This window comes from Mycolicibacter virginiensis (assembly GCF_022374935.2).
GTDB classification, from domain to species: Bacteria; Actinomycetota; Actinomycetes; order Mycobacteriales; family Mycobacteriaceae; genus Mycobacterium; species Mycobacterium virginiense.
Genome location: NZ_CP092430.2, coordinates 254,457 through 276,724 on the forward strand (window position 1 = coordinate 254,457; position 22,268 = coordinate 276,724).

General features: G+C 67.2%; 17 protein-coding genes and 2 pseudogenes. 8 read left to right on the forward strand and 11 right to left on the reverse strand.

Annotated elements, in window-relative coordinates:
* Window positions 1–206: 206 nt before the first annotated feature.
* From MJO54_RS01225 to MJO54_RS01270, 10 genes and pseudogenes are all read right to left on the reverse strand, one after another.
* Window positions 207–899: a sirohydrochlorin chelatase gene (locus MJO54_RS01225; protein WP_064891088.1), complete on the reverse strand. Its 693-nt coding sequence runs from the start codon at window positions 897–899 to the stop codon at window positions 207–209.
* A pseudogene (locus tag MJO54_RS01230) lies at window positions 896–1,186 on the reverse strand (winged helix-turn-helix domain-containing protein); the annotation flags it as partial. The gene MJO54_RS01225 and the pseudogene MJO54_RS01230, both read right to left, overlap by 4 nt.
* A 100-nt stretch (window positions 1,187–1,286) precedes the next feature.
* Window positions 1,287–2,681 carry an MFS transporter gene (locus MJO54_RS01235; protein ID WP_240175506.1) on the reverse strand — a complete coding sequence of 465 codons (1,395 nt, stop codon included), beginning with the start codon at window positions 2,679–2,681 and terminating at the stop codon, window positions 1,287–1,289.
* A gap of 226 nt (window positions 2,682–2,907) precedes the next feature.
* A complete protein-coding gene (locus tag MJO54_RS01240) occupies window positions 2,908–4,131 on the reverse strand; it encodes a sodium-dependent bicarbonate transport family permease (protein ID WP_240175507.1) in 1,224 nt (407 codons plus the stop codon).
* 443 nt (window positions 4,132–4,574) lie between these two features.
* Window positions 4,575–5,120 (reverse strand): GNAT family N-acetyltransferase, encoded by a 546-nt coding sequence (locus MJO54_RS01245; protein WP_064891082.1) that lies wholly within the window; start codon window positions 5,118–5,120, stop codon window positions 4,575–4,577.
* A gap of 9 nt (window positions 5,121–5,129) precedes the next feature.
* On the reverse strand, window positions 5,130–6,026 hold the full coding sequence (locus MJO54_RS01250; protein WP_240175508.1) for a 5-oxoprolinase/urea amidolyase family protein: 897 nt from the start codon (window positions 6,024–6,026) through the stop codon (window positions 5,130–5,132).
* Between the two features lie 5 nt (window positions 6,027–6,031).
* A complete protein-coding gene (locus MJO54_RS01255) occupies window positions 6,032–6,688 on the reverse strand; it encodes a 5-oxoprolinase subunit B family protein (protein WP_046285899.1) in 657 nt (218 codons plus the stop codon).
* Window positions 6,689–6,784: 96 nt separating this feature from the next.
* On the reverse strand, window positions 6,785–7,732 hold the full coding sequence (locus MJO54_RS01260; protein ID WP_240175509.1) for an ABC transporter substrate-binding protein: 948 nt from the start codon (window positions 7,730–7,732) through the stop codon (window positions 6,785–6,787).
* Window positions 7,733–7,752: 20 nt separating this feature from the next.
* Entirely contained in the window at window positions 7,753–11,352 is a 3,600-nt protein-coding gene (locus MJO54_RS01265; protein ID WP_240175510.1) for a hydantoinase B/oxoprolinase family protein, read from the reverse strand.
* 3 nt (window positions 11,353–11,355) lie between these two features.
* Window positions 11,356–12,267 carry a type II toxin-antitoxin system RelB family anti-toxin gene (locus tag MJO54_RS01270; protein ID WP_064891109.1) on the reverse strand — a complete coding sequence of 304 codons (912 nt, stop codon included), beginning with the start codon at window positions 12,265–12,267 and terminating at the stop codon, window positions 11,356–11,358.
* 156 nt (window positions 12,268–12,423) lie between these two features.
* On the opposite strand from MJO54_RS01270, the gene MJO54_RS01275 reads away from it, so the two are divergent.
* The 8 genes and pseudogenes from MJO54_RS01275 (at window position 12,424) to MJO54_RS01310 (ending at window position 21,013) form a co-directional block, all read left to right on the forward strand.
* Window positions 12,424–13,635, forward strand: coding sequence for an acyl-CoA dehydrogenase family protein (locus MJO54_RS01275; protein ID WP_046285988.1), 1,212 nt, complete (start codon window positions 12,424–12,426; stop codon window positions 13,633–13,635).
* Window positions 13,632–14,657: a phosphotransferase family protein gene (locus tag MJO54_RS01280; RefSeq protein ID WP_046285989.1), complete on the forward strand. Its 1,026-nt coding sequence runs from the start codon at window positions 13,632–13,634 to the stop codon at window positions 14,655–14,657. The genes MJO54_RS01275 and MJO54_RS01280 overlap by 4 nt, the downstream gene beginning before the upstream one ends.
* Window positions 14,658–14,686: 29 nt before the next feature.
* Window positions 14,687–15,448 carry an SDR family NAD(P)-dependent oxidoreductase gene (locus tag MJO54_RS01285; RefSeq protein ID WP_046285990.1) on the forward strand — a complete coding sequence of 254 codons (762 nt, stop codon included), beginning with the start codon at window positions 14,687–14,689 and terminating at the stop codon, window positions 15,446–15,448.
* A gap of 102 nt (window positions 15,449–15,550) precedes the next feature.
* A complete protein-coding gene (locus MJO54_RS01290) occupies window positions 15,551–16,459 on the forward strand; it encodes an alpha/beta fold hydrolase (RefSeq protein WP_105295639.1) in 909 nt (302 codons plus the stop codon).
* A gap of 52 nt (window positions 16,460–16,511) precedes the next feature.
* On the forward strand, window positions 16,512–17,579 hold the full coding sequence (locus MJO54_RS01295; protein ID WP_434085454.1) for a helix-turn-helix domain-containing protein: 1,068 nt from the start codon (window positions 16,512–16,514) through the stop codon (window positions 17,577–17,579).
* Between the two features lie 79 nt (window positions 17,580–17,658).
* A complete protein-coding gene (locus tag MJO54_RS01300; protein ID WP_464515781.1) occupies window positions 17,659–18,222 on the forward strand; it encodes a nuclear transport factor 2 family protein in 564 nt (187 codons plus the stop codon).
* The gene (casI, locus tag MJO54_RS01305) at window positions 18,212–19,873 is read left to right on the forward strand and encodes a steroid-22-oyl-CoA synthetase (RefSeq protein ID WP_240175512.1); all 1,662 of its coding nucleotides are present in this window, start codon (window positions 18,212–18,214) and stop codon (window positions 19,871–19,873) included. The genes MJO54_RS01300 and casI overlap by 11 nt, the downstream gene beginning before the upstream one ends.
* A 5-nt stretch (window positions 19,874–19,878) precedes the next feature.
* Window positions 19,879–21,013 (forward strand): annotated as a pseudogene (locus MJO54_RS01310) (3-ketosteroid-9-alpha-monooxygenase, oxygenase component).
* Between the two features lie 7 nt (window positions 21,014–21,020).
* Here MJO54_RS01310 and MJO54_RS01315 read toward each other — a convergent pair.
* On the reverse strand, window positions 21,021–22,256 hold the full coding sequence (locus tag MJO54_RS01315; RefSeq protein ID WP_240175513.1) for a DNA polymerase domain-containing protein: 1,236 nt from the start codon (window positions 22,254–22,256) through the stop codon (window positions 21,021–21,023).
* Window positions 22,257–22,268: the final 12 nt, after the last annotated feature.

Consider the following 22,268-nt stretch of genomic DNA (forward strand, 5'->3'; position numbering starts at 1 on the left):
CTTTCGTTACCGCAATGCTGCACGAGATGACTCAGCCGTGAACTTCTCCTCACGGCGCTGATGGCCGCGTGTGAGGCGCAGCGGTGGTCCGGGGAGGGGCGGGAGGCAGCGCGGGTCGCCGATCAACACGGCGGGGACAGAAAGGAATTCACGGTGCCCGCGTCGGGCCGAAGCTTGCACTGACGCGGATTGTTGCCGAAAGAGTGTTATCGCACCGGAATCCGGGTGTTGGCGGTGATGAACCGGTCGGCGACGACTCGGGCGATCCCGGGATGCGTGCCCAGCGGCTCGGTCACCAGGTCCGCGCCGGCATCGCGCAGGCGGCGCTGGAAAAGGCCGTCGGCCAACAAGTAAGACGCGATCACGACGCGTGACGCGCCTTGGTTGCGCAGGTTGGCGACAGCTTCGGGGACGCTGGGCCCGCCGATGGCGGCGAATGCCACTGTGACGGGCGTCCCGATCATTCCGGACACCATCTGCGCTGCTTGCTTGAGGTCGTTCTGCGCGACCGGGTCTGAGGAGCCGGCCGCAGCGAGAACCACCGAGTCGCCGGGGCGCCAGCCTGATTCGGTCAGCCGAGCGGCGACCACCGCGGCGACACGAGCGTCGGGCCCCAGTGCCGGAGTGATCGTGACGTCGGGGTGACCGCTGGTGGCAACCTGCGTGGGAACGTCCACGCCGACGTGGTAACCGCGTGCGAGGAAGGCGGGTACGAGGATGGCCGGGCAGCCGTTTTCGGCCTCAGCGGCAAGGATCTCGGCCGGGCTGGGTCCCAGTACGTCGACGAATGCCACTCTGACCGGTTGTGCCAGCAGGGTGCTGACCCGTTCGGCGAGTTCGCCGATCATGACGACCCCGTCGGGCTGACGGGTGCCGTGCGCGACCAGGATGGGGATCATGCTGCGCCCTGCTCACTGTCGATGGCCAGTCGGTACCCACGCTTGACCACCGTGGCGACGATCTGGCTGTCGCCCAGCGCTGTTCGCAGTCGGAGCACGGCAGACTCGACGGCGTGCATGCTGTTGCCACGTCCCGGGAGTGCGCGCAGCAGGGCGTCCCGGGCGACGACGTTGCCCGGACGGTGCGCCAGGACGCGCAGGGCGGCCAGGCCGGCTGGAGAGACCGGCTTGACCATCCCATCCACGAGGACCCGGCTCTCCTCGATCTCGATACGGTGACCGGCGGCGTAGACGGCGGTACTCATGTATAAGATTTAGCCCCAGTCGATTTCATCTGTGTTACCGAGCGATTTCGGAACCGTTGCCCTATTTGGCCCGTGTTCCACGTCACGCCGAGATCTTCTCGGTGTCGACCGGAACGCCGGCGCTTCGGGTGCCTCGCGGCCGGCGGACGTACATCGCCCAGGTCAAACCCGCAACCGCGCAGTATGACGCCAGAAACACCCAGAACGCCGGTGTCTCTGACCCGGAGCTCGCGTAGGCCTGACGCAGGATCAGGTTGATGGCGACACCGCCGAGTGCGCCGACGGCGGTCGCGAAGCCGATCAAGGCGCCGGAATGTGAACGTGCCCAATGCCGGCGCTCGGTTTCGTCGGCGTCCAGCGACCGACTGCGGGCCTCGAAGATCGACGGGATCATCTTCAACACCGATCCGTTGCCCATCCCAGCCAGGATGAACAGCACCATGAACGCGGCGATGTAGATCGCGATCGTCGATGTGGTTGCGCGGCTGGTGTGGTCGTCGATAGTGCTGGTCGCGACCAGTACGGCGGACGCCAGGATCATGCCGAGGAACACCACCAGGGTGACGCGGCCCCCGCCGCGGCGGTCGGCCACCCGGCCGCCGTAGATGCGGGCCAAGGCGCCCAACAATGGGCCCAGGAACGCGATTCGCGCGGCGTAGAGGGCCGCCTCGGCGGGGCTGTGGCCGGCCTTTTCGAAAGTGACGTGCAGCACTTGGGCGAACGCGAATGCGAAGCCGATGAACGAGCCGAACGCCGCGCAGTACAGCGCCGAGACGATCCAGCTATCCGGGACCGACAGGATCGACCGAATGCTGCCCACCTCTTCCATGCCGTGGTCGAGGTTGTCCATCCACAGCGCGGCGCAGGTGCCCACCACGGCAAGCAGCACCAGGTACACCGAGCAGACCAATTCGGGCTTGGTGTTGCCGACGGTGGCCAGAACCAGGAGGCCGACGAGCTGGATGGCTGCCACCCCGAGGTTGCCGATGCCGCCGCACAGTCCGAGGGCGACGCCCTTGAGGCGCTGGGGGTAGAAGGCATCGACGTTGGCCAGCGAGGCGGCGTAGTTTCCGCCGCCCAGGCCGGTCAGCGCAGCGCACACCAAATACATCCACAGTGGTTGACCGGGGTTGACGAGCAGCAGCAGGGTCCCGACGGTCGGGATCAGCAAGATCAGCGAGGAGGCCACCGCCCAGTCGCGGCCGCCGAATTTCGCGGTGGCCCGAACGTAGGGCACGCGGACGCATCCGCCGACCAGGGTCGCGACTGCGGCGAGCAGGAGTTTGTCGCCGGCCTTGATGCCGTAGACCGATTCGGGCATGAACAGCACGACCACCGACCACAGCGACCAGATGGAGAAAGCGACATGCGTACTGGCGGTTGACCAGATCAGGTTGCGGCGTGCGATGGCGGCGTTGCCGGCCTCCCAGGCTGCGCAGTCCTCAGGATCGAAATTTGTGATGTGGCCGTTCGTCATGCGATCTCCTCGGGCTCTGGGCCACCGCTGCGCGCAGAATCTCGCATCACGATGGACGGTGTGCGAACCTACCGACCCGATCTGGCAAGTGGCAGAGCAGAACCTGAAAATGCGGTGGGCTCACCGACTGCGAGTGGCCCACATCACGTATTGGCCGCGCGCACAGGACATTTCGCCTGGTCGATCGACCGAGCGGAGAAGCGTTGCGTTCGGTTGGAACCTTCTGTCAGCTGACTGGAAGCCAAAGGTTGACGGCCTTGGCGATCTGCAGATACAGCGGTATCCCGATGGTCACGTTGTAGGAGAACGTCAGGCCCAGAGATGCGGCCAACGGAACCGTGGGACTGGCCTCGGGGATCGCCATTCGCTGCACCGCCGGCACGGCGATGTAGGACGCCGCGCCGCACAGCACCGCGAAGAGCACGTAGCTGCCGGGTTCGAAATGGGTGCCGGTGATTTGCGAGTAGGTATGGATGATGAAAATTCCGGCTATCGCAAAGAGGTTGGGCGCCAACAACCCGAAGGCGATCAGACCGCGTCCCGCCGACCGCAGGTCCTTGAGCTTGCGCGACGCGGTCATCCCCATTTCGAGCAGGAAGAGGCACAGCATCCCCTGGAACGCGGTGACGAAGACGTGGTCACCGTCCTCGATGACCGAGGCGCCCTGCAGGCGACCGACGAAGCCGATGAGGATTCCACCGAACAGCAGGTAGAGCCCCGGGTTGAGCAGCACTTCGCGCAGCAGCGCTCCGCTGGGCGGTGCTGAGGAGGTAGTCGATGTCGCAGCGCTCGGCCGGACGTGCTCCTGCCTTTCCAGCGCAAGGTCGATTTCGTCTTGGATGCCCTTGTTGTGCCGGGTCGAGGTGTGCGACCCGTTCGCCTGGGTAGTGGCGGCGACGAGCTGGCGGCTGACTTTCTTGTTGTAGCCGGGCTCGTCGGCCATGTTGCCCTGCGCGTCCATCCCGCGTGCCCGCAACCGAGACACCAGGGCTAGGGCCACGATGCAGCCCGGGATCTCCATGACGGCCAGCATCACCGGCATATAGGCGTCGAACGCTATGTCCAACGTTGCAAGCACACCAAGGCAGGTGGCGAAAGTACCGGCGGAGTCCGACCCGTAATACCCCGCGACGGTGGCTCGGTCGATACGTCTCATCTTGGTCATCCGGGTCAGCAACCAGTAGGCGACGAATCCGATGATCAGGTTGGTGGCGAAGCCCAGCACGATGAAGCCCAGGACGCCACCGATGCTCGATGAGTCGACGGTTGCGAGCTCTTCGCCGCCCCGCCAGCCGATGGCGAGCAGCAAATACAACGTCAAGCCCTGATACAGCACGTAGGGGAACTCGAACTGGATCTTCAGCAGCGGGATGAGGAAGCCCATGTAGAAGAAAAGCAACAGTGGCTTGAACAAGTTGTGGGTGAAGTTGTGCCAGAACTCGTACAGCATGAGGGTGCGTCTTTCGAGAGGGGGGCCGTGCAGGGCCGGGGCAAGCCGTGACGGTCACACCATAAGGCCACTTTCGTGGGGAGTCGCCCCGAAGTCAGGCCCCCGCGACTATTGGCAGCAGAGTGGCAGGGAGCCGCAGAATTCGGCCCTGCGCCCGAAGTGTCTCCGCGCACGGCGCGGGGGGCTGACGCGGCCGGCGCGACCGGTATGCCCAGGTCAAAGCGTTGAATACTTTCCGATCGGCGGCGAACAGTCGCAATGCCGGCATAGTCGCGCCGGTTCGCCTGTGAGGCTGACGCAATATTAAGTTAACAATCAATCCTGGCGCTGCTTGAATCGCACGGCTGATTCTTATGAACACTGCAGGGATTGTGAGCCGTCTCACTGCAGTCCCGCTCGGCCACCAGGCATACACCGGCTGTCCACGGGCCGTTAACCCGTTGTTACCAGACGTGGCCGTCCCGCCAGTCGCATGTCAGCTCGGCGGTGACGTCCAGGTCTCTACCCACCGGCATGACGAACACGGTTCCGTCCGCCTCGGGGGTGCGCACCGGACCGGTCGGTGCTAAGACGGCCGTTGGTCCACGCCACAGCAACCATCCGCGCGCGGCGTAGAGCCGGCGGCTGAAGCTTGGCGAACTGAGCGCGCCGAGCTCGAACGCGCCGCGGATCACCTGTTCGCATGCCTCAAGTACCGCGGTGCCCAGGCCCCGCTCCCGGTGATCGGCGTGGACGGTGACGGCCTCTATATAGCCGCACCGCAGCGATCTGCCGCGATAGAGCAGTTGGCGCCGGATCACAGAGCCATGGGCGATCAGGACGCCGTGGTGCCAGATCAGTGCGTGCATGCCACCGAGCGCGTGCTGCCAATCGGCGTCGGAAAGTGTGCCGCCGGAGGCTTCGGTGACCAGCCGATGGGCGCCGCGGCGGGTCTCGTCGTCCAGATCGCTGGTATGGATCAGGCGGGCGGTATGAACCTGGCCGGGCACCCGACGGGCCTACCAGGCCGAGCGCGAGGCGGGGTGCTGGCGGGGCCGAGACCAGTGCATCCGTACGGTCTGCCCGGGCTGAACCTGGGCCAACGTGTCGATGTCCTCGTCGACCACCACCCCCACCACCGGGTAGGCGCCGGTCACCGGATGATCCGGACCCAGGATTATCGGAAAGCCGTTCGGCAGGATCTGGATTGCCCCACGGTCGGCTCCCTCGGCGGGCAATTGCCGTTCCGGCCACCGGTATTCCAGCGGCATCCCCACCAAGCGCATGCCGACGCGGTCGCTGCGGTTACTCACCAGCCAATTGGTGCGCACCATGATGTCCGGATCGACGAACCAGTCGTCGCGTGGGCCGGGTGTCACCCGCAGTTCGACTACGTCGTCAGGGATGGTCGCCACCGGCGCCTGGTCGATCTCGGGGAAGTGGCCGGTCCGTTCGCCGATCTGCAGCACGTCGCCGTCACGCAACGGGGCCGGGCCGATATCGCCCATCACGTCGTAACTGCGGGAACCCAGCACCGGGGTGACATCGATGCCGCCCCGCACCGCCAGATAGCTGCGCAGGCCAGAGCGCGGCCTGCCCAAGGAGACCACCTGGCCGTCGCGGACATGCTGAATGCTGTTGGTGCCGAAGCTGGCTCCGTTGACATTCGGGTCTGTGTCGGCGCCGGTGACCGCGATGTCGACGTCTCCGCCGTGGACTCGCACGGACAACCCGCCGAATGCCACCTCGATGGTGGCTCGATCATCGGGATTGGCCAGCAGCCGGTTGGCCAGCTTGTGCGAGCGGCGGTCGGCGGCTCCGGACGGGCTGACTCCGAGGTGACCCATCCCCGCCCGGCCCAGATCTTCGACCAGGGCCAGCGGGCCGGTGTGCAGAACTTCCAGGGTGGTTGTCATGGCGGTCACGCAGCCCGGAATCGCACCGACAGGCCCGGCGTCAACAGCGCCGGGTCGGGACGGTCCAGGTCCCACAACAGGGCGTCGGTGTGGCCGATCACCTGCCAACCGCCGGGCCACTGCCGCGGATAGATGCCGCTGAACTGGCCGGCCAGCGCCACCGAGCCGGCCGGAACCGGCCGCAACTCGGCGCGGCGGGGCACCTGCAGCCTAGGGTCGCCGCCGAGCAGGTAGGCGAAGCCCGGCGTGGATCCGCCGAACCCCACCACCCAGGGCGTTGCGGTGTGGGCATTGATGACCTGGGCGACGCTCAGGCCGGTGTGTTCGGCCACCTCGCTCAGGTCTGGCCCGTCGTAGATGACATCGACCACCACGTCTGCGGGCCCATCGGGGGCGCGGGTCTGGACTGCGTCCGGGTTGACATCCAGGGTCGTCAGGCGGCGCCGGACGCCGGCCCGGTACCGGGGGGCGGCCAGTTTCACCAATACCGTGTGGGACGCCGGGACGATGTCGACAACGCCGGGCAGCGCGGCGGAATGCAGCGCCGCGGTCCATGCCAGCACGTCGGCGGTGGAGTCGAACTGCAGCAACAAGGCGCTGTCGCCGTAGTCGAGGACCACGTCGGTCTTGGTGAAATCCTGGAAATCCAATGCCACGCTCATGCCACGACCGTAGCCTCGAATGACGCCGAATAGTGACGTAGAACACAATTCTGCGGGGTATGCCAGAGGGGTCTTACTGAACGCGCAGAGTTGGCCCTAACCAGTGATCTTGGCGATCAGGGCGGGTAGCTGTTCGGCCACCAGCGGGTAGCTCAGCGGGGAGGCGAAGGCGATCGCGCCGGCCTGATCCTTGGTTGTGAAGATGCTGCGTGACTCGAACCCGGCGATGTCCGGTTCGGCCAGCAGCGCCGTGCGCTCGTCGTCGCTCTCGGTGGTCCAGATCAGCACATCCGCGCCGCCGAGCGCCGATCTGATCCGCTCGTGCTCGATCACCGTGGGCGCCGCGGCGACGGTCAACCCCATCTGGGTCAGAAACGCGGTACGCCAGCCGGTGGCGGCGCTGACATTGCCCTGGTCCAGTCGGCCGGCCAGCAGCAGCACCTTCTTGCCCTTGAAGCCGGGGCGCGCAGCGGCGACGTCGGTGAACGCGCGGTCGACCCCGTCAATCAGCGACTGCATCTGCTGGCCGCGATGCACCGCCTTACCGATGGCGGTGGCCTGAACCTTCCAGGGCTCGAAGAAGGCGTCACCACCCGACTGCGGCACGGTCGGCGCGATCGCCGACAGTTTCTGATATGTGTCGGCATCCACCCCGGCGTTAGTCGCGATGATCAGATCCGGCTTGAGGTCGGCGATCTGTGTCACCGCGATCCCGTTGTCCAAGTCCAGCACCACCGGTTTGGCATCCCCGAGCTGTCGCTGCGCCCAGGGCCACACCGCGAACGGCTGATCGCCGAACCAGTTGGTCACCGCGATCGGGACGACACCGAGCGCCAGCAGGTCGTCCTGGCCGGTGTAGCCGGCACACACCACCCGGCTGGGTGGCTCCGGGACAGTGGTCTCGCCGAAGATATGGGCGATGGTGACCGGCCCGGGTGCGCCGTCGTCGGAGTGCTCCTCCGACGAGCAGGACGCCAGAAGCACGGTGGCACCGGCCGCGCCGCAGAGGCCGAAGAAACCGCGCCGGCTCCACTGGTCTCGCATCGCGTGAGATTAACCCGCGATCAGGCGGGCTCGCCATAGCCGCCGCCACCGGGAGTCTCGATCACCAGCACGTCGCCGGGGCCGAGGTCGGTGGAGTCGCAGCCGGCCAACTCGGTCACCGAGCCGTCCGCGCGTTCCACCCGGTTACGTCCCAAGTCGCCGGTTTGGCCACCGGCCATGCCGTAGGGCGCAACTCGCCGGTGTCCGGTCAGCACGCTGACCGTCATCGGCTCACGGAATTCGATCTTGCGCACGCCGCCATCACCGCCGTGCCAGCGTCCGGACCCGCCGCTGCCGTGCCGGATCGCATACTCGCGCAACAACACCGGGAAGCGCATCTCCAGCACTTCGGGGTCGGTGAGCCGCGAGTTGGTCATGTGGGTCTGCACCACCGACGCGCCGTCGAAACCGTCGCCTGCGCCCGACCCGCAGCCGAGCGTCTCGTAGTACTGGTGGCCCGAGTTGCCGAACGTGACATTGTTCATCGTCCCGGAGCCCTCGGCCTGCACCCGCAGTGCGGCCAGCAGCGCACCGGTGATCGCCTGGGAGGTCTCGACGTTTCCGGCAACCACCGCGGCCGGGTAGGCCGGCGACAACAGGGTGCCGTCCGGGATCGTGATCCGTAGCGGGCGCAGGCACCCGTCGTTGATCGGGATGTCGTCGGCTACCAGCGTGCGGAACACATAGAGCACTGCGGCGGTGGCCACCGAAGACGGCGCGTTGAAGTTCGTCGCCAACTGCGGCGATGTCCCGGCGAAGTCGATGGTGGCACCGCGAGCTGCACGGTCGACGGTAACCCGCACCGCGATCGTCGCGCCGGAGTCCATCTCATATCGGTACTCGCCGTCGTCGAGGGAATCGATGACCCGGCGCACCGCCTCCTCGGCGTTGTCCTGGACGTGGCGCATGTAGGCCTGCACGACATCCAGACCGAAATGGGCGATCATCGCCCGGATCTCGTCGATGCCCTTCTGGTTGGCGGCGACCTGCGCACGCAGATCCGCGAGGTTGGTGTCGGGACTACGCGAGGCGTAGGTCGCCGCGGTGAGAAGGTCGCGGGTCGGTGCCTCGCGAAAGTGGCCGTCGTCGACCAGCAGCCAGTTGTCGAACAGCACGCCTTCCTCGACCACGGAGCGGCTGTCCGCGGGCATGGAACCGGGTGTGGTTCCGCCGATCTCGGCGTGGTGACCGCGCGAGGCCACAAAGAACAACACGGGGTCGCCCTCGCCCGCGGCTTCGGCGTACACCGGAGAGACGACGGTGATGTCGGGCAGGTGGGTGCCGCCGTGATACGGGTCGTTGACCGCATAGACCTGGCCGGGCCGCATCGTGTCGGCGCGGCGGGAGATAACCTCCTTGACGGTGGCGCCCATCGATCCCAGGTGCACCGGGATATGGGGCGCATTGGCCACCAGATTGCCGTCGGCGTCGAACAATGCGCAGGAGAAGTCAAGCCGTTCATGGATATTCACCGACTGGGCGGTTGCCTCCAGTCGGGTTCCCATCTGCTCGGCGATGGCCATGAACAGGTTGTTGAAGATCTCCAGCAACACCGGATCGGCCGCGGTTCCGGCGGAAACCGGCGCGGTAGTGGCCAGCCGCTGCAGCACCAGTTGACCATCGGCGGTGAGCTGCGCCTGCCAACCGTCGTCGACGACGGTGGTGGCGTTGTCCTCGGCGATGACGGCCGGCCCGACCACCACATCGGTGATCGCGGCGCGCTGGTGCAGCGGCGCGTCATGCCAGGCGCCGCCGGCGTAGAGGCGCACGGCTTCAGCGGGTTGACGGGCTGTATCGGCATCGCTGCGCCCGAACAGTTCGGGTTGCTCGGTGAGTCCGGTCGCCTCTACCGAAACCGCCTCGGCGATCAGCGCACGCTCCATCAGGAACGAGTACATGCCGCGGTGGATCTCTTCGAATGCCGCCGTCATCGCAGCGATGCCGCCGAGCTCGACCGGGATCGAGGTGTCGGTGCCCTGGTAGCGCAGGTGCACTCGGCGTATCGCGTGGGTTTGGTTGGCCGGGATGTGCTGGGCGGCGAGCTCGCCGCGGGCCTGCCGCTCCAGGTCGTCGGCGACCTCGGCCAATCCGGCGAGGGTGGTGGCGTCCAGCTCGGCCTCGACGGCGCGCTCGCGGATCACGGTGGTGTCGGCCAATCCGATTCCCAGTGCGGAGAGCACGCCCGCCATCGGCGGCACCAACACCGTGCGGATGCCGAGCTCGTCGGCGACCGCGCACGCGTGCTGTCCACCGGCACCACCGAAGGTGGTCAGGGCGTAGCGGGTTATGTCGTGTCCCCGGGCCACCGAGATCTTCTTGACCGCGTTGGACATGTTGGCCACAGCGATGCGCAGGAATCCCTCGGCAACCTGCTCGGGGCTGCGGTCATCGCCGGTGGCGGAACGGATTTCGTCGGCCAGCGCGGCGAAGGAGCGCCCGACCGTCGCTGCGTCCAGTGGTTCGTCGCCGGCCGGCCCGAACACTGCGGGGAAATGTGCCGGTTGGATGCGCCCCAGCATGACGTTGGCGTCGGTGACGGTCAACGGACCACCGCGCCGGTAGCAGGCCGGCCCCGGGTCGGCGCCCGCGGACTCTGGGCCCACCCGGTAGCGGCTGCCGTCGAAGTGCAGGATCGAACCGCCGCCGGCCGCGACGGTGTGGATGTGCAGCATCGGTGCGCGCAGCCGTACCCCGGCGACCTCGGTGGTGAACACCCGCTCGTATCCGTGCGTGGCGGTGTAATGCGAGACGTCGGTGGAGGTTCCGCCCATGTCGAAACCGATCACCGAGTCGAATCCGGCCAACGCCGACATCCGAACCATGCCGACGATTCCGCCGGCCGGACCGGACAGGATCGCGTCTTTGCCGCGGAAGTGATCTGCCGCCGCCAGCCCGCCATTGGACTGCATGAACATCAGTCGCACGCCGGTGAGCTGGTCGGCCACTTGGGCCACATAGCGGCGCAGTACCGGTGATAGATAGGCATCGACGACCGCGGTGTCGCCCCGCGGGATCAGTTTCGGCAATGGACTGACCTCACACGACAACGAGACCTGGTCAAAGCCGATCTCGCGGGCCAGATCACCGATAACCCTTTCATGCAAGGGATTTCGGTAACTGTGCAGGCATACCACCGCGCACGCGCGGATGCCGTCGGCGTGGGCGGCCCGCAGCTGTGCGGCCAAGGCTTCCAGGTCCGGTTTCTGCAGTACGGTCCCGTCTGCGGCCACGCGTTCATCGACCTCGAGGGTGCGCTCGTAGAGTTGCTCGGGCAGCACGATCTGCCGGTCGAAGATGTGTGGCCGATTCTGATAGGCGATGCGCAGCGCGTCGCCAAAACCCCGCGTGATGACCAACAGAGTCCGCTCGCCGGCGCGCTCCAGCAAGGCGTTGGTGGCTACCGTCGTGCCCATCCGCACCGATTCGATCAGCCCGGCCGGAATCGGTGCCCCGCTCTCGATCTGCAGCAGGGCGCGGATTCCGGCCACCGCCGCGTCTCGGTATTGCTCGGGATTCTCCGAGAGGAGCTTGTGGGTGAGCAGGCGCCCGTCGGGATGGCGCGCCACGATGTCGGTGAACGTGCCGCCCCGGTCGATCCAGAACTGCCAGGTACCCGCCACGGGTCACATTCTGCCGTCGGCTGCCGATGGTGGGGAAGCCGGTCCGGGACTGCACGGCTTGGTGAGTAGGGAGACAGCGAAATCGGCGTAGGTGCGTGCGGTCTCCTCGGGGGTGGCCGGACCGTCGGGGTTGAACCACTGGGGCAGCGACGTGCACATGGTCGTGATGGCGCGTCCTGCGATGCGGCGGTCGAGGACATCGGCGACGTCGACGTCAGACTCGCGCGCGGCGCGGTCGATGGCGGCGTCGAGGGTGTGCTGCAGTTGATTTCGTGAGTCGGCGATACGTTGCCGATTCGCCGCTGTCAGGCTGCGCATCTCGCTGGCTCCGATGAAGGCCAGCTTCTGGCGGTGCGTGTGGAACAGGGCAAGGGCTTCAACGACCAGCCGCACCTCCTGGAGGCCGGTTGTGGCGTCGGCGCGGGCAGCGGTGACCCGCCAGTGCAGTTCGCTCATGGTCAGGTCGAGGATCGCCACCAGCAGGGTCTGCTTATCGGGGTAGTGGTGGTAAATCCCGGGCACACTCATGCCCGCGCGCGCGGAGACATCCCGCATGGAACTGCCGTGGTAGCCGGTGTCGACGAACGCATCGATGGCAGCGGCCAAGACGCTGTCCAGGGTCAGCGGCGGAAACCGTCGCCAGTCGCGCTGCGCGGAATCGGCCACATCGCTGCGGGTGTGCGCTGGGCGGGCCGACGCTGCGGAGACGGTGCCCGCCAGGATCTGGGCCGGTGTGACACCCAGCGCCCCGGCGCACGCCTGCAGGCGTGCCACCGAGATTCCGGTCTTGCCGTTCTCGATGGCGCTGATTGTGGCGGGGCTGACCTGCAGGCACTGCGCAAGGTCGCGGACGGTCAGGCCTCTGGCCTGACGGGCGGCGCGGATCGCCGTGCCGCACTCCGGCGATCCCGCCACGGCTACCTCCAGTTTGTTCAGGATTACTGAACTATATCGCAGGGTAATGGCGCCGCTCGATGGCCGATTTTGACGGAAAATGGACTCCTGTGTCACAGTCCGTAGTGTTCGGGCCGAGTGATCGGTCGGTCATTGCGAGAGTGGTGATGGGGTGTCATGGCGATCGAGTTGAGCTACTCGGCGGAAGTGTCGGCGCTCGTCGAAAAGACGCGAGCGTTCATCGAGGACGTGGTGCTGCCGGTGGAGGACCGCTTCGGCGGGGACATCGCCGCCGCGGGCGGTGACGCCGCGGTCAAAGAACTGCAAGCGGCTGCTCGCGATGCGGGGGTGTTTGCGCCGCACGCTCCCGTCGAATACGGCGGGCTGGGCTTGAACATGTCCGACCGGGCGCCGGTCTTCGAGGCTGCCGGCTACTCGCTGTTCGGCCCGGCTGCGGTGAACATCGCCGCGCCCGATGAAGGCAACGTGCACCTGCTGGCGGAGGTGGCCAGCCCCGAACAGAAGGCGCGTTACCTCGCGCCCTTGGCGGCCGGCGACGTGCGATCCGCGTTCGCGATGACCGAGCCAGGGCCGGGCGCGGGCTCGGACCCGTCGGCGCTGACGACAAAGGCCGAACGCCGTTCGGGCGACTGGTACATCACCGGACGCAAGTGGTACATCACCGGCGCCGACGGCGCGGGATTCTTCATCGTCATGGCACGCACCTCCGGGGAGCCCGGCCAGCGCGGCGGCGCCACCATGTTCCTGGTCCCCGCCGACACTGCGGGGCTGACCGTCGGCCGACACATCCCGACCCTGGACCGATCCATGGTGGGCGGCCACTGTGAGGTGTTCTTCGATGACGTTCGGGTTCCCGAGGAAGCGGTGCTCGGCGAGGTGGACCGCGGCTTCGAATACGCCCAGGTACGTCTCGGGCCCGCGCGCATGACGCACGTCATGCGATGGCTCGGCGCAGCGCGTCGCGGCCACGACACCGCACTGTCGCACGTCGTGGAGCGTCAGGCCTTCGGCTCGACGCTCGCCGACCTCGGCATGATCCAGAACATGGTGGCCGACAACGAAATCGACATCGCGGCCACCCGAGCGCTGCTGGTGCGCGCATGCTGGGAACTTGATCAGGGTTCTAGCGCCGGCGACGCGACGTCGATCGCTAAGACATTCGCTGCCGAGGCGATCTTCCGGATCGTCGACCGCAGCGTGCAGATGTGCGGCGCGCTCGGCGTCACCGAGGACCTGCCCCCGGCACGGCTTTCTCGCGAGGTGCGTCCGTTCCGGGTGTACGACGGTCCCTCCGAGGTGCACCGCTGGGCCATCGCCAAGCGGCGTGTCGGGGCCGCCCGGCGCGCTCGCAAGGACGCCGCGCAGTGACGGCCGAAGCCCTCGATCCGGTTGCCCTACGGCGATATCTCGTCGCCAACGACGTTCCGGTTCAGGGAGAACTCACCGTCGAACTGATCGCCGGTGGCCGGTCAAACCTCACCTTCAAGGTCAGCGACGAATCGTCGGCCTGGGTTGTACGCCGGCCTCCGCTCGGCGGTCTGACTCCGTCGGCTCACGATGTGGGCCGTGAATTCGCGGTCACCGACAAGCTCTACGGCACCGGTGTTCCGATCGCGCGGCCCGTGGCACTCGACTCCGACGGCACCGTGTGCGGTGCGCCATTGACAATCACGGAGTTCGTGACCGGTCGGGTCTACCGCCACAAGGACGATCTGGACACCCTGTCCGACGCGGAACTGGCGGCCAACGCCTCGGCGCTGGTGCGGATTCTGGTGGACCTGCATGCGGTCGACTACCGCGCCGTCGGGCTCGAATCCTTCGGCAGGCCAGATGGTTTCCTGGAGCGGCAGGTGCGCCTGTGGGCTCGCCAGTGGGAACTGGTCAAAACGCCCGGCAACGATGACGCGCTGTCCGACGATGTCACGAAGCTGGCCGCCGCACTGGCCGACACCATCCCGCCGACATCGCAACCGTCGGTGGTGCACGGCGACTTCCGCATCGACAACACCATCTGCGATCCAGAACAGGCGGACGTCATCCGGGCTGTTGTGGACTGGGAGCTTTCCACCCTCGGTGACCCGCTCACCGATATCGCCCTGATGTGCGTCTACCGGTCACCGGCATTCGACCTGGTGTTCGGCCACCCCGCCGCGTGGACCAGTACACGCCTGCCGTCGGCCGACGCCCTCGCCGAGGAGTACGCACGGCTGTCCGGCCGAGACCTGAGCGACTGGAACTTCTACCTGGCGCTGGCGAACTTCAAAATCGGGGTGATCGCCGAAGGGATCACCCACCGAGCACAGCATGGCGCGAAAGACGTACAGAATGCCGGTGCGGCGGCACAGGCTGCGCCGGAATTCATCGCTGCGGCCCGAAACGCATTGAAATAACCGGAGAAAAGTCGAGAAAGGTGAGTCGGGTGAGCGTACTGGACAAGTTCCGCATGGACGGCAAGGTCGCGGTGGTGACCGGAGCGTCCTCGGGCCTCGGCGTGTATTTCGCCCGGGCCTTCGCCGAGGCCGGTGCGGACGTCGTGCTGGCAGCGCGGCGGGTGGACAAGCTCGCGCAGGCGGCCGAACTCGTCACCGCTGCCGGACGCGCAGCTCTGCCGGTGGCGACCGATGTCGCGGACCCGGCGGCGGCGACCAGGATGGTCGAAGCGGCGATGGAGCGATTCGGCCGGGTCGATGTGCTGATCAACAACGCCGGCATCGGCACGGCGCACCCCGCTACCCGGGAGACTCCCGAGCAGTTCCGGGAGGTCATCGACATCAACCTCAACGGGGCCTACTGGGCGGCGCAGGCCTGCGGGCGGGTGATGGGGCCGGGTTCGTCGATCGTCAACATCTCCAGCATCCTGGGCCTGACCACGGCGGGTCTCCCGCAGGCGGCCTACGCCGCCAGCAAAGCTGGGCTCATCGGTCTGACCCGGGACCTGGCTCAGCAGTGGGGTGGCCGAAAAGGCATCCGGGTCAACGCGATCGCACCCGGTTTCTTCGCATCGGAGATGACCGAACAGTATCGTCCGGGCTACCTGGACAGCGTCGCGCACCGCATCGTGCTGGGTCGGATGGGAGACCCGGAAGATCTTGCAGCCTCGGTGCTGTGGCTCGCCTCGGATGCCGGTGGCTACGTCACGGGACAGACCATCGCGGTCGACGGCGGCTTCACGATCAACTAGCCCGGTGGGCCGGTCAGGGGAAGCGTGCCATCCCCGGCAGGTTCTAAGGTGATCGGTGGCCAACGAGGCGCTGTGCCGTTGGTGCCCGAGAGGACCCGCTTTGTGACCGATGTCGATACCGTGCACGCAACGCAAGGGTCCGGGCTGGAGCCCGACGTCACGCGCTCGGTCCGCAGGGCATTCGGTGTTCTGGAGTGGTTGGCGCCACGTCTGGGCGCGCGCTGGGCGATCGAGTTGTGGTGTACGCCGCCGGAGGCGAAGTCGACGCGCATGCCACCGGGTGCGGGCGTCGGCGAGCCCGTGGAAGCATCTTGGTCAGGCCATCGCATCGTGGGCGAAGCATGGGGTGCGGGACCAACGGTGTACCTCGTGCACGGCTGGGGCGGATGTCGAGCGCATTTGGGCGTCTTCGTCAAACCCCTCGTCGCGGCCGGGCATCGGGTCGTCGCCTTCGACCTGCCCAGCCACCATGAATCCGGGCCGGGCGAGCTGGCACCGGGACGCACCACGATTGCCGAATGCGGGCGAGCGGTGCAGGCCATGGTGGACGCTCACGGACCCGCGCGGGCGATAGTCGCGCACTCGCTCGGCGCCAAGGCCACCGCGCTGGCAATGTCGTGGGGGACACCTGCCGAGCGGTTGGTCTTCTTGGCGCCGATGGGTGGCTTCGCCCACTACCTCGACTGGTTCGCGCGGCGGCACGGTTTCGGTCCGCGCATCCGCGACGCGTTGCACCGGCGCCTTGACCGCCGGCTGGGATTCCCACTGCTGCACGCAGACCTGCCGCATTTGGCGTCGTGCCTAAAAGATCCGCCTCCGCTGCTGATCGTGCACGACCCGGATGACCCAGACAGTCCCTTTGCCACCAGCGAGGAGCTGGCATCCGTGTGGCCGGGGGCGAGCGTGACCGCTACGAACGGCCTTGGGCGCCTGGCGCACTACCGCATCATGCGCAACCCCCAGGCGGTGCGCGCCGCAGTCGCGTTCATCGGCTCGGCGCCCGCGTTGTAAGCCGATCTCCGGCACACGCAGGTAGCCTGCGCTGGTGAGCGTCGCCCCGATTCTGCTATCGGAGCTGGGCACTGACCCGGCCGCCGTCTTGCAGCTGGTCGCCCACTTCGATGCGCTCCTGGAGTCGTCGGCCGATGCCGAGGCGGTGATCTTGTCCGCCGAAGCGGTTGCCGAATGCCCGGTGACCGTGCGGTGGACGTCGGCGACCGAGCCCGAGATCCGGCTGGAACGCGCGGGCCGCGCACCCCATCCACTCGATGAAGTACTGCTCGACCGAGTGCGCCACGCGTTGCGAATGGCGGCATCGCGGGCCGGCGAGACCGTCCGCCTGGGCGACCCAGCGCTGGTGGAACTGTTGTTGTCCGACAACGAATTACCCGCGGAGCGGGCCCGCGCGATCCGGCTATTGGGCCTCGATGAGACCCGCGAGGTCCGGGTGCTGGCGGTGTCGGCGGGATCGCCTGCAGAGGCGTTGCGCGTGGTCGTGCGCGAACTGGGCGACCAACCGGTCCGCTCGGTCACGATCGGCGCCGACACGGCGCTGCTGTGCTACAGCTCCGAAGACGCCCGGACCCTGTCGGACCGGCTCGATGCGGCGATCATCGCGGCCTTTCCGCCACCGTTGCCGGCGCAGGTGGGGCGCGGGCCGTGGGTGGGGATCGGCGCCAAGACCACCGTGTTCGCCGCCGCGGCGTCCTGGCAGCAGGCGCAGCGGGGTCTGCGATTCGCGTCGTCCACCCACTACGGGCGGCGAGCGGTCGCCTACGAACGGCTCAGTGTCCTGGAGTTGCTGGCCGACCTGCCGCTGGAGCAGGTGCTGCGGCACCACGATGTGGCGCGGATCAACGCGATCGCGGCGAAACCGGCCGGTGCGCACGACGTCGACACCACCGAGGCGTTCTGCGTGCTCGGTTCGCTGCGCCGCACCGCCACCCAGCTGCACCTGCACCACAGCACGGTGGCGGCGCGCATCGCCCACGTCGAGACGGCGATGGGCTGGGATCTGGCCGACCCGATCGATCGGTTCACCGCCACCCTGGTGCTCTTCGTGCGCCGGATCGCACTGTCATCGGCCGAGCTCACCGGCAACGGACCGACAAACGTCGGACACAATCCATGATTCGCCAGACGTATGGCGGATGACCGGCGTCGGTGGTTGCAGTGATGATGATCACCACCTGAACGAAGGAGCGAGAATCGTGGCCGTCATCGACCCCAGCCGGACCTGGGCCCCCTTGGAGAAGCGGTTGGCCGAAACCACCAATGAGCGGCACCGGGCCGCCCTCCAAGTGGTGATCGAGCACATGAAGGGCGAGGCGTCGCCCGACCTCGACCAGGTGATGGGGACGCTGAGCCCCGAGCCCGACTACCACTTCTGGATGGGCGGTCAGGATGTCGGTCCCAAGACCACCGAGGGCGTGCACACCTACTACACGGCCTTCATGGCGACCCGGACCAATGTGTTGGAGTTCGAGATCGACCGGTTGGTGGTCGACGACGACTGTGTGGTGACCGAGGGGAACATGAAGCAGCTGTACCCGGGTTCGCAGACCGCCATCCTCGGGATTGAGGTCGAGGATCCCGATGCCGACTACTTGGTGGTGTATCGGCAGGTGCTGCTGTGGCCGCTCGACGCCAACGGCAAGATCGTCGGTGAGGACTCCTACTTCGCCGGCGTGCGCAGCGTGACCCCGGTGGCCCGCGAAGACCTCCCGCAGTCCTACATCGATCTCGTTCACGCGCCCGCGGCCAATGCGTCCTGACATCGCGGGGCTGCTGCTGGATCGCCTCGGCGATCGGCATCTGGGCCTGCGCACCCGGCAACGGGATTGGACCTGGGACGACGTGGTGCGCGAGTCCGCTGCGCGGGCCGCCCTGGCGTCGTCGTTGCGCCGGGACGGACCGTTTCACATCGGCGTACTGCTGGACAACGTCGAAGATTTCGTGTTCTGGCTCGGCGCCGGCGCGCTGGCGGGCGGGGTCATCGTCGGGATCAACCCCACCCGCGGGGATGCCGAGATGGCCGCGGAGATCCGGCACGCGGACTGTCAACTGATCGTCACCGACACCGTCGGGATGGACCGGCTGCGCGGCCTGGACCACGGACTGAATCCCGACCGCTTCCTGGTGATAGACGAGCCCGGCTACGCCGCACTGCTCGACGAGCACCGGGTGGAGCCGGCTGCCGCCACGGGCGTGGGGCCGGAATCGCTGCTACTGCTGCTGTTCACCTCGGGCACCACCGGTGCCTCGAAGGCAGTCAAGTGCAGCCAGGGCCGGCTGGTCCGGATCGCCGAGATGGCCACCGCCAAATTCGGTCACGTGCGCTCTGACGTCGACTACTGCTGCATGCCGCTGTTTCACGGCAACGCGATCATGGCGCTATGGGCGCCCGCGCTGGCCAACGGAGCCACCATCTGTCTGACACCCAAGTTCTCGGCATCGCAGTTCCTGCCCGACGTGCGCTACTTCGGCGCAACGTTCTTCACCTACGTGGGCAAGGCGCTGGGCTACCTGCTGGCCACCGCCGAACAGCCCGACGACGCCGACAACGTCCTGGTTCGCGGCTTCGGTACTGAGGCGTCGCCACAGGATCAGGCGGAGTTCCTCCGCCGGTTCGGAGCCGTCCTGCACGAGGGATACGGCTCCAGTGAGGGTGGCAACGCGGCGATACCCGACCCGGCGGCACCGCCCGGCGCGCTGGGCCGTCCGGCGCATGCGGGCATCGCCATCGTCGATCCGAAGACCCGTGCCGAATGCGCCACGGCGATCCTCGACGAACACGGCAGGGTGGCCAACGCCGACGACGCGGTCGGCGAGATCGTCGACAGGACCGGGGCCCGCGACTTCGAGGGCTATTACAAGAACGACGCCGCGGACTCCGACAAGATCCGTGACGGCTGGTACTGGACCGGCGACCTCGGCTACCGCGATGAAGCCGGCTTCCTGTACTTCGCCGGCCGCCGCGGCGACTGGATCCGGGTCGACGGCGAGAACACCTCCGCGCTGACCATCGAACAGGTGCTGCGCCGGCACCCGCTGATCATCAGTGCCGGCGTCTACGCGGTGCCCGACCCGCGCTCCGGCGACCAGGTGATGGGTGCCGTCGAGGTCGCCGACCCGGACAGCTTCGACGCGGCAGCCTTCGCCGGGTATCTGGCCGCCCAACCCGACCTGGGCCGCAAGGGCTTCCCACGATTTCTGCGGGTCTCGGCCAGCCTGCCGGTGACCGGCTCGAACAAGGTGCTCAAGCGTGAACTGCAGGCGCAGCGCTGGCACACCGACGAACCGGTATACCGCTGGGTCGGGCGGGGTACCCCCGAATACACCCGCATGACCGACGAAGACAAGCGTTCACTGGACGCCGAATTCACGTCCTATGGCCGGCAAAGCTACCTGCGAGGCGAAGGGTAGAGACGATGAGCGACTCCGCGATCCGCGAGTTGGACCACGGCATACCGAAGACCCGCTATGCCCGGGGATGGCATTGCCTGGGGCTGGCCGAAACCTTCCGGGACGGTAAGCCGCACGGCATCAACGCGTTTGGCATCCGGTTGGTGGTGTTCGCCGACTCCAGCGGTGCCGTGCACGTGCTGGACTCGTACTGCCGGCACATGGGTGGCGACCTGTCCCGGGGCACCGTCAAGGGTGACACTGTGGCCTGTCCCTTTCACGACTGGCGTTGGCAGGGCTCGACCGGACGGTGCGTGCAGGTGCCCTATGCCAAACGACCGCCGCGGATAGCGCGCACGCGGCATTGGCCCACCTGCGAGGTCAACGGCCAACTGCTGGTGTGGCACGACCCGGAGGGCTCGACGCCACCGGCCGACCTGACTCCGCCGCAGATCGAAGGAATGGACGCCGGCAGGTGGTCGCCGTGGCAGTGGGATTCGGTTCTGATCGAAGGCGCCAACTGCCGAGAGATCATCGACAACATCGTCGACATGGCCGCACTTCTTCTACATCCATCACTCCTATCCGACCTACTTCAAGAACGTCATCGAGGGAACCTGCGCCAGCCAGTACATGGAGAGCAAGGTGCGGCCGGACTCCCCGGGCGCCGACAGATTGTGGGAGGGCACCTACCTGCGCTCTGAGGCGACCTACTTCGGCCCGGCCTACATGATCAATTGGCTGCACAACGACCTCGCGCCCGACTTCACCGCCGAGATCGCGCTGATCAACTGTCACTACCCGGTCACGCAGAATTCCTTCATGCTGCAGTGGGGCGTCGCCGTCCAACAGATGCCGAATCTGCCGGCGGAGAAGGCCACCAAACTCGCCGCGGCGATGAGCCGCTCGTTTGGTGCGGGATTCTTGGAGGACGTCGAGATCTGGAAGCACAAGGCGCCTGTCGAGAATCCGTTGCTCACCGAAGAGGACGGTCCGGTGTACCAGCTGCGCCGGTGGTACGAGCAGTTCTACGTCGACGCCGCGGCCGTCACCTCGGATATGACCGACCGGTTCGAGGTGGAGGTCGACACCACCCATGCGTTCAGCCACTGGGAGAAAGAAGTCGCCGCGAACCTGGCCGCCGGCATCACCGTGCCCTGATCGTGGATCAGCCCTTGGCGCCCTTCCGGCTCCACGGGCTGTAGTCGGCGATCAACTCTTCCTGGGGTGGGCGCTGAGCCTGCGCGACGTGCTGCAGGTTGATGCGGACTCGGTACCAGATCGAACTCGGACCGCGCATGCCGTCGAGCAGAACATCCTCCGGGGCAAGCTGTTTCGCCGCTGCGGCATGCCGGTCCCGCCAGACATCGAGGGCAGCCATCGCCTCGCCGCGCGTCTTGGTGCGGGCGATCTCGATCAACGGCAGCGGCGACGTCCGCCGGCCGTCGACGCTCTTGCGTGCGCCGCGGGGCGCCTTCTCCGCCGGGCCCTGCGCTTCGGCCAGTTCCAACAGTGAGTCCAGCCCGCCGATGGTGTCGTCCATGCCCGCCCACGGGTCGCCGACCTGGGCGAAGCGATCCGGCACCGTGTCCAACGTGAACGACGCCGGGTCGACGTCGGCGACCTCATCCCAATGCAGCGGCGTCGACACTCGGGCGTCATCAGTGGCCCGCACCGAGTACGCCGAGGCGACGGTACGGTCCTTGGCGTTTTGATTGAAGTCCACGAAGACGCCGTGCCGCTCCTCTTTCCACCACCGGCTGGTGGCCAACTGCGGTGCGCGCCGTTCGATCTCGCGGGCCACCGCCTGCGCCGCCAGTCGTACCTGGGAGAACTCCCACTGTGGCGCGATCCGCGCATAGATGTGCATGCCTCGCGAGCCGGATGTCTTCGGCCACGCCGTCAGCCCGTGGTCGGCCAGTACTTCACGAGCCAGCAGGGTCACCTCGACGATCTGTGACCAGCCGACTCCCGGCGTCGGATCGAGGTCGACTCGCAGCTCGTCGGGATGGTCGAGGTCGCCGGCGCGCACCGGGTGCGGATTGAGGTCCACACAGCCCAGGTTGATCACCCAGGCCAGGCCGGCCGCGTCGTCGACGACGACCTCTTGCGCCGACCGGCCCGACGCGTAGTGCAGCTCTGCGACCGATACCCAATCCGGCCGGTTTGCGGGTGCCCGCTTCTGGAAGATGGCCTCGGCGTCGATGCCGTCGACGAAGCGTTTGAGGATCATCGGCCGCCCGGCCACCCCGCGCAGCGCACCGTCGGCCACCGCCAGGTAGTAGCGGATCAGCTCGATCTTGGTACGCGGGGTGGAACCTCGTCCACCTGGAAACACCAACTTCTCCGGGTGGGTGACCACCACCCGGTGTCCCGCAACCTCCAGCGACATCCCGCCGGCCATGACGTCATGTTA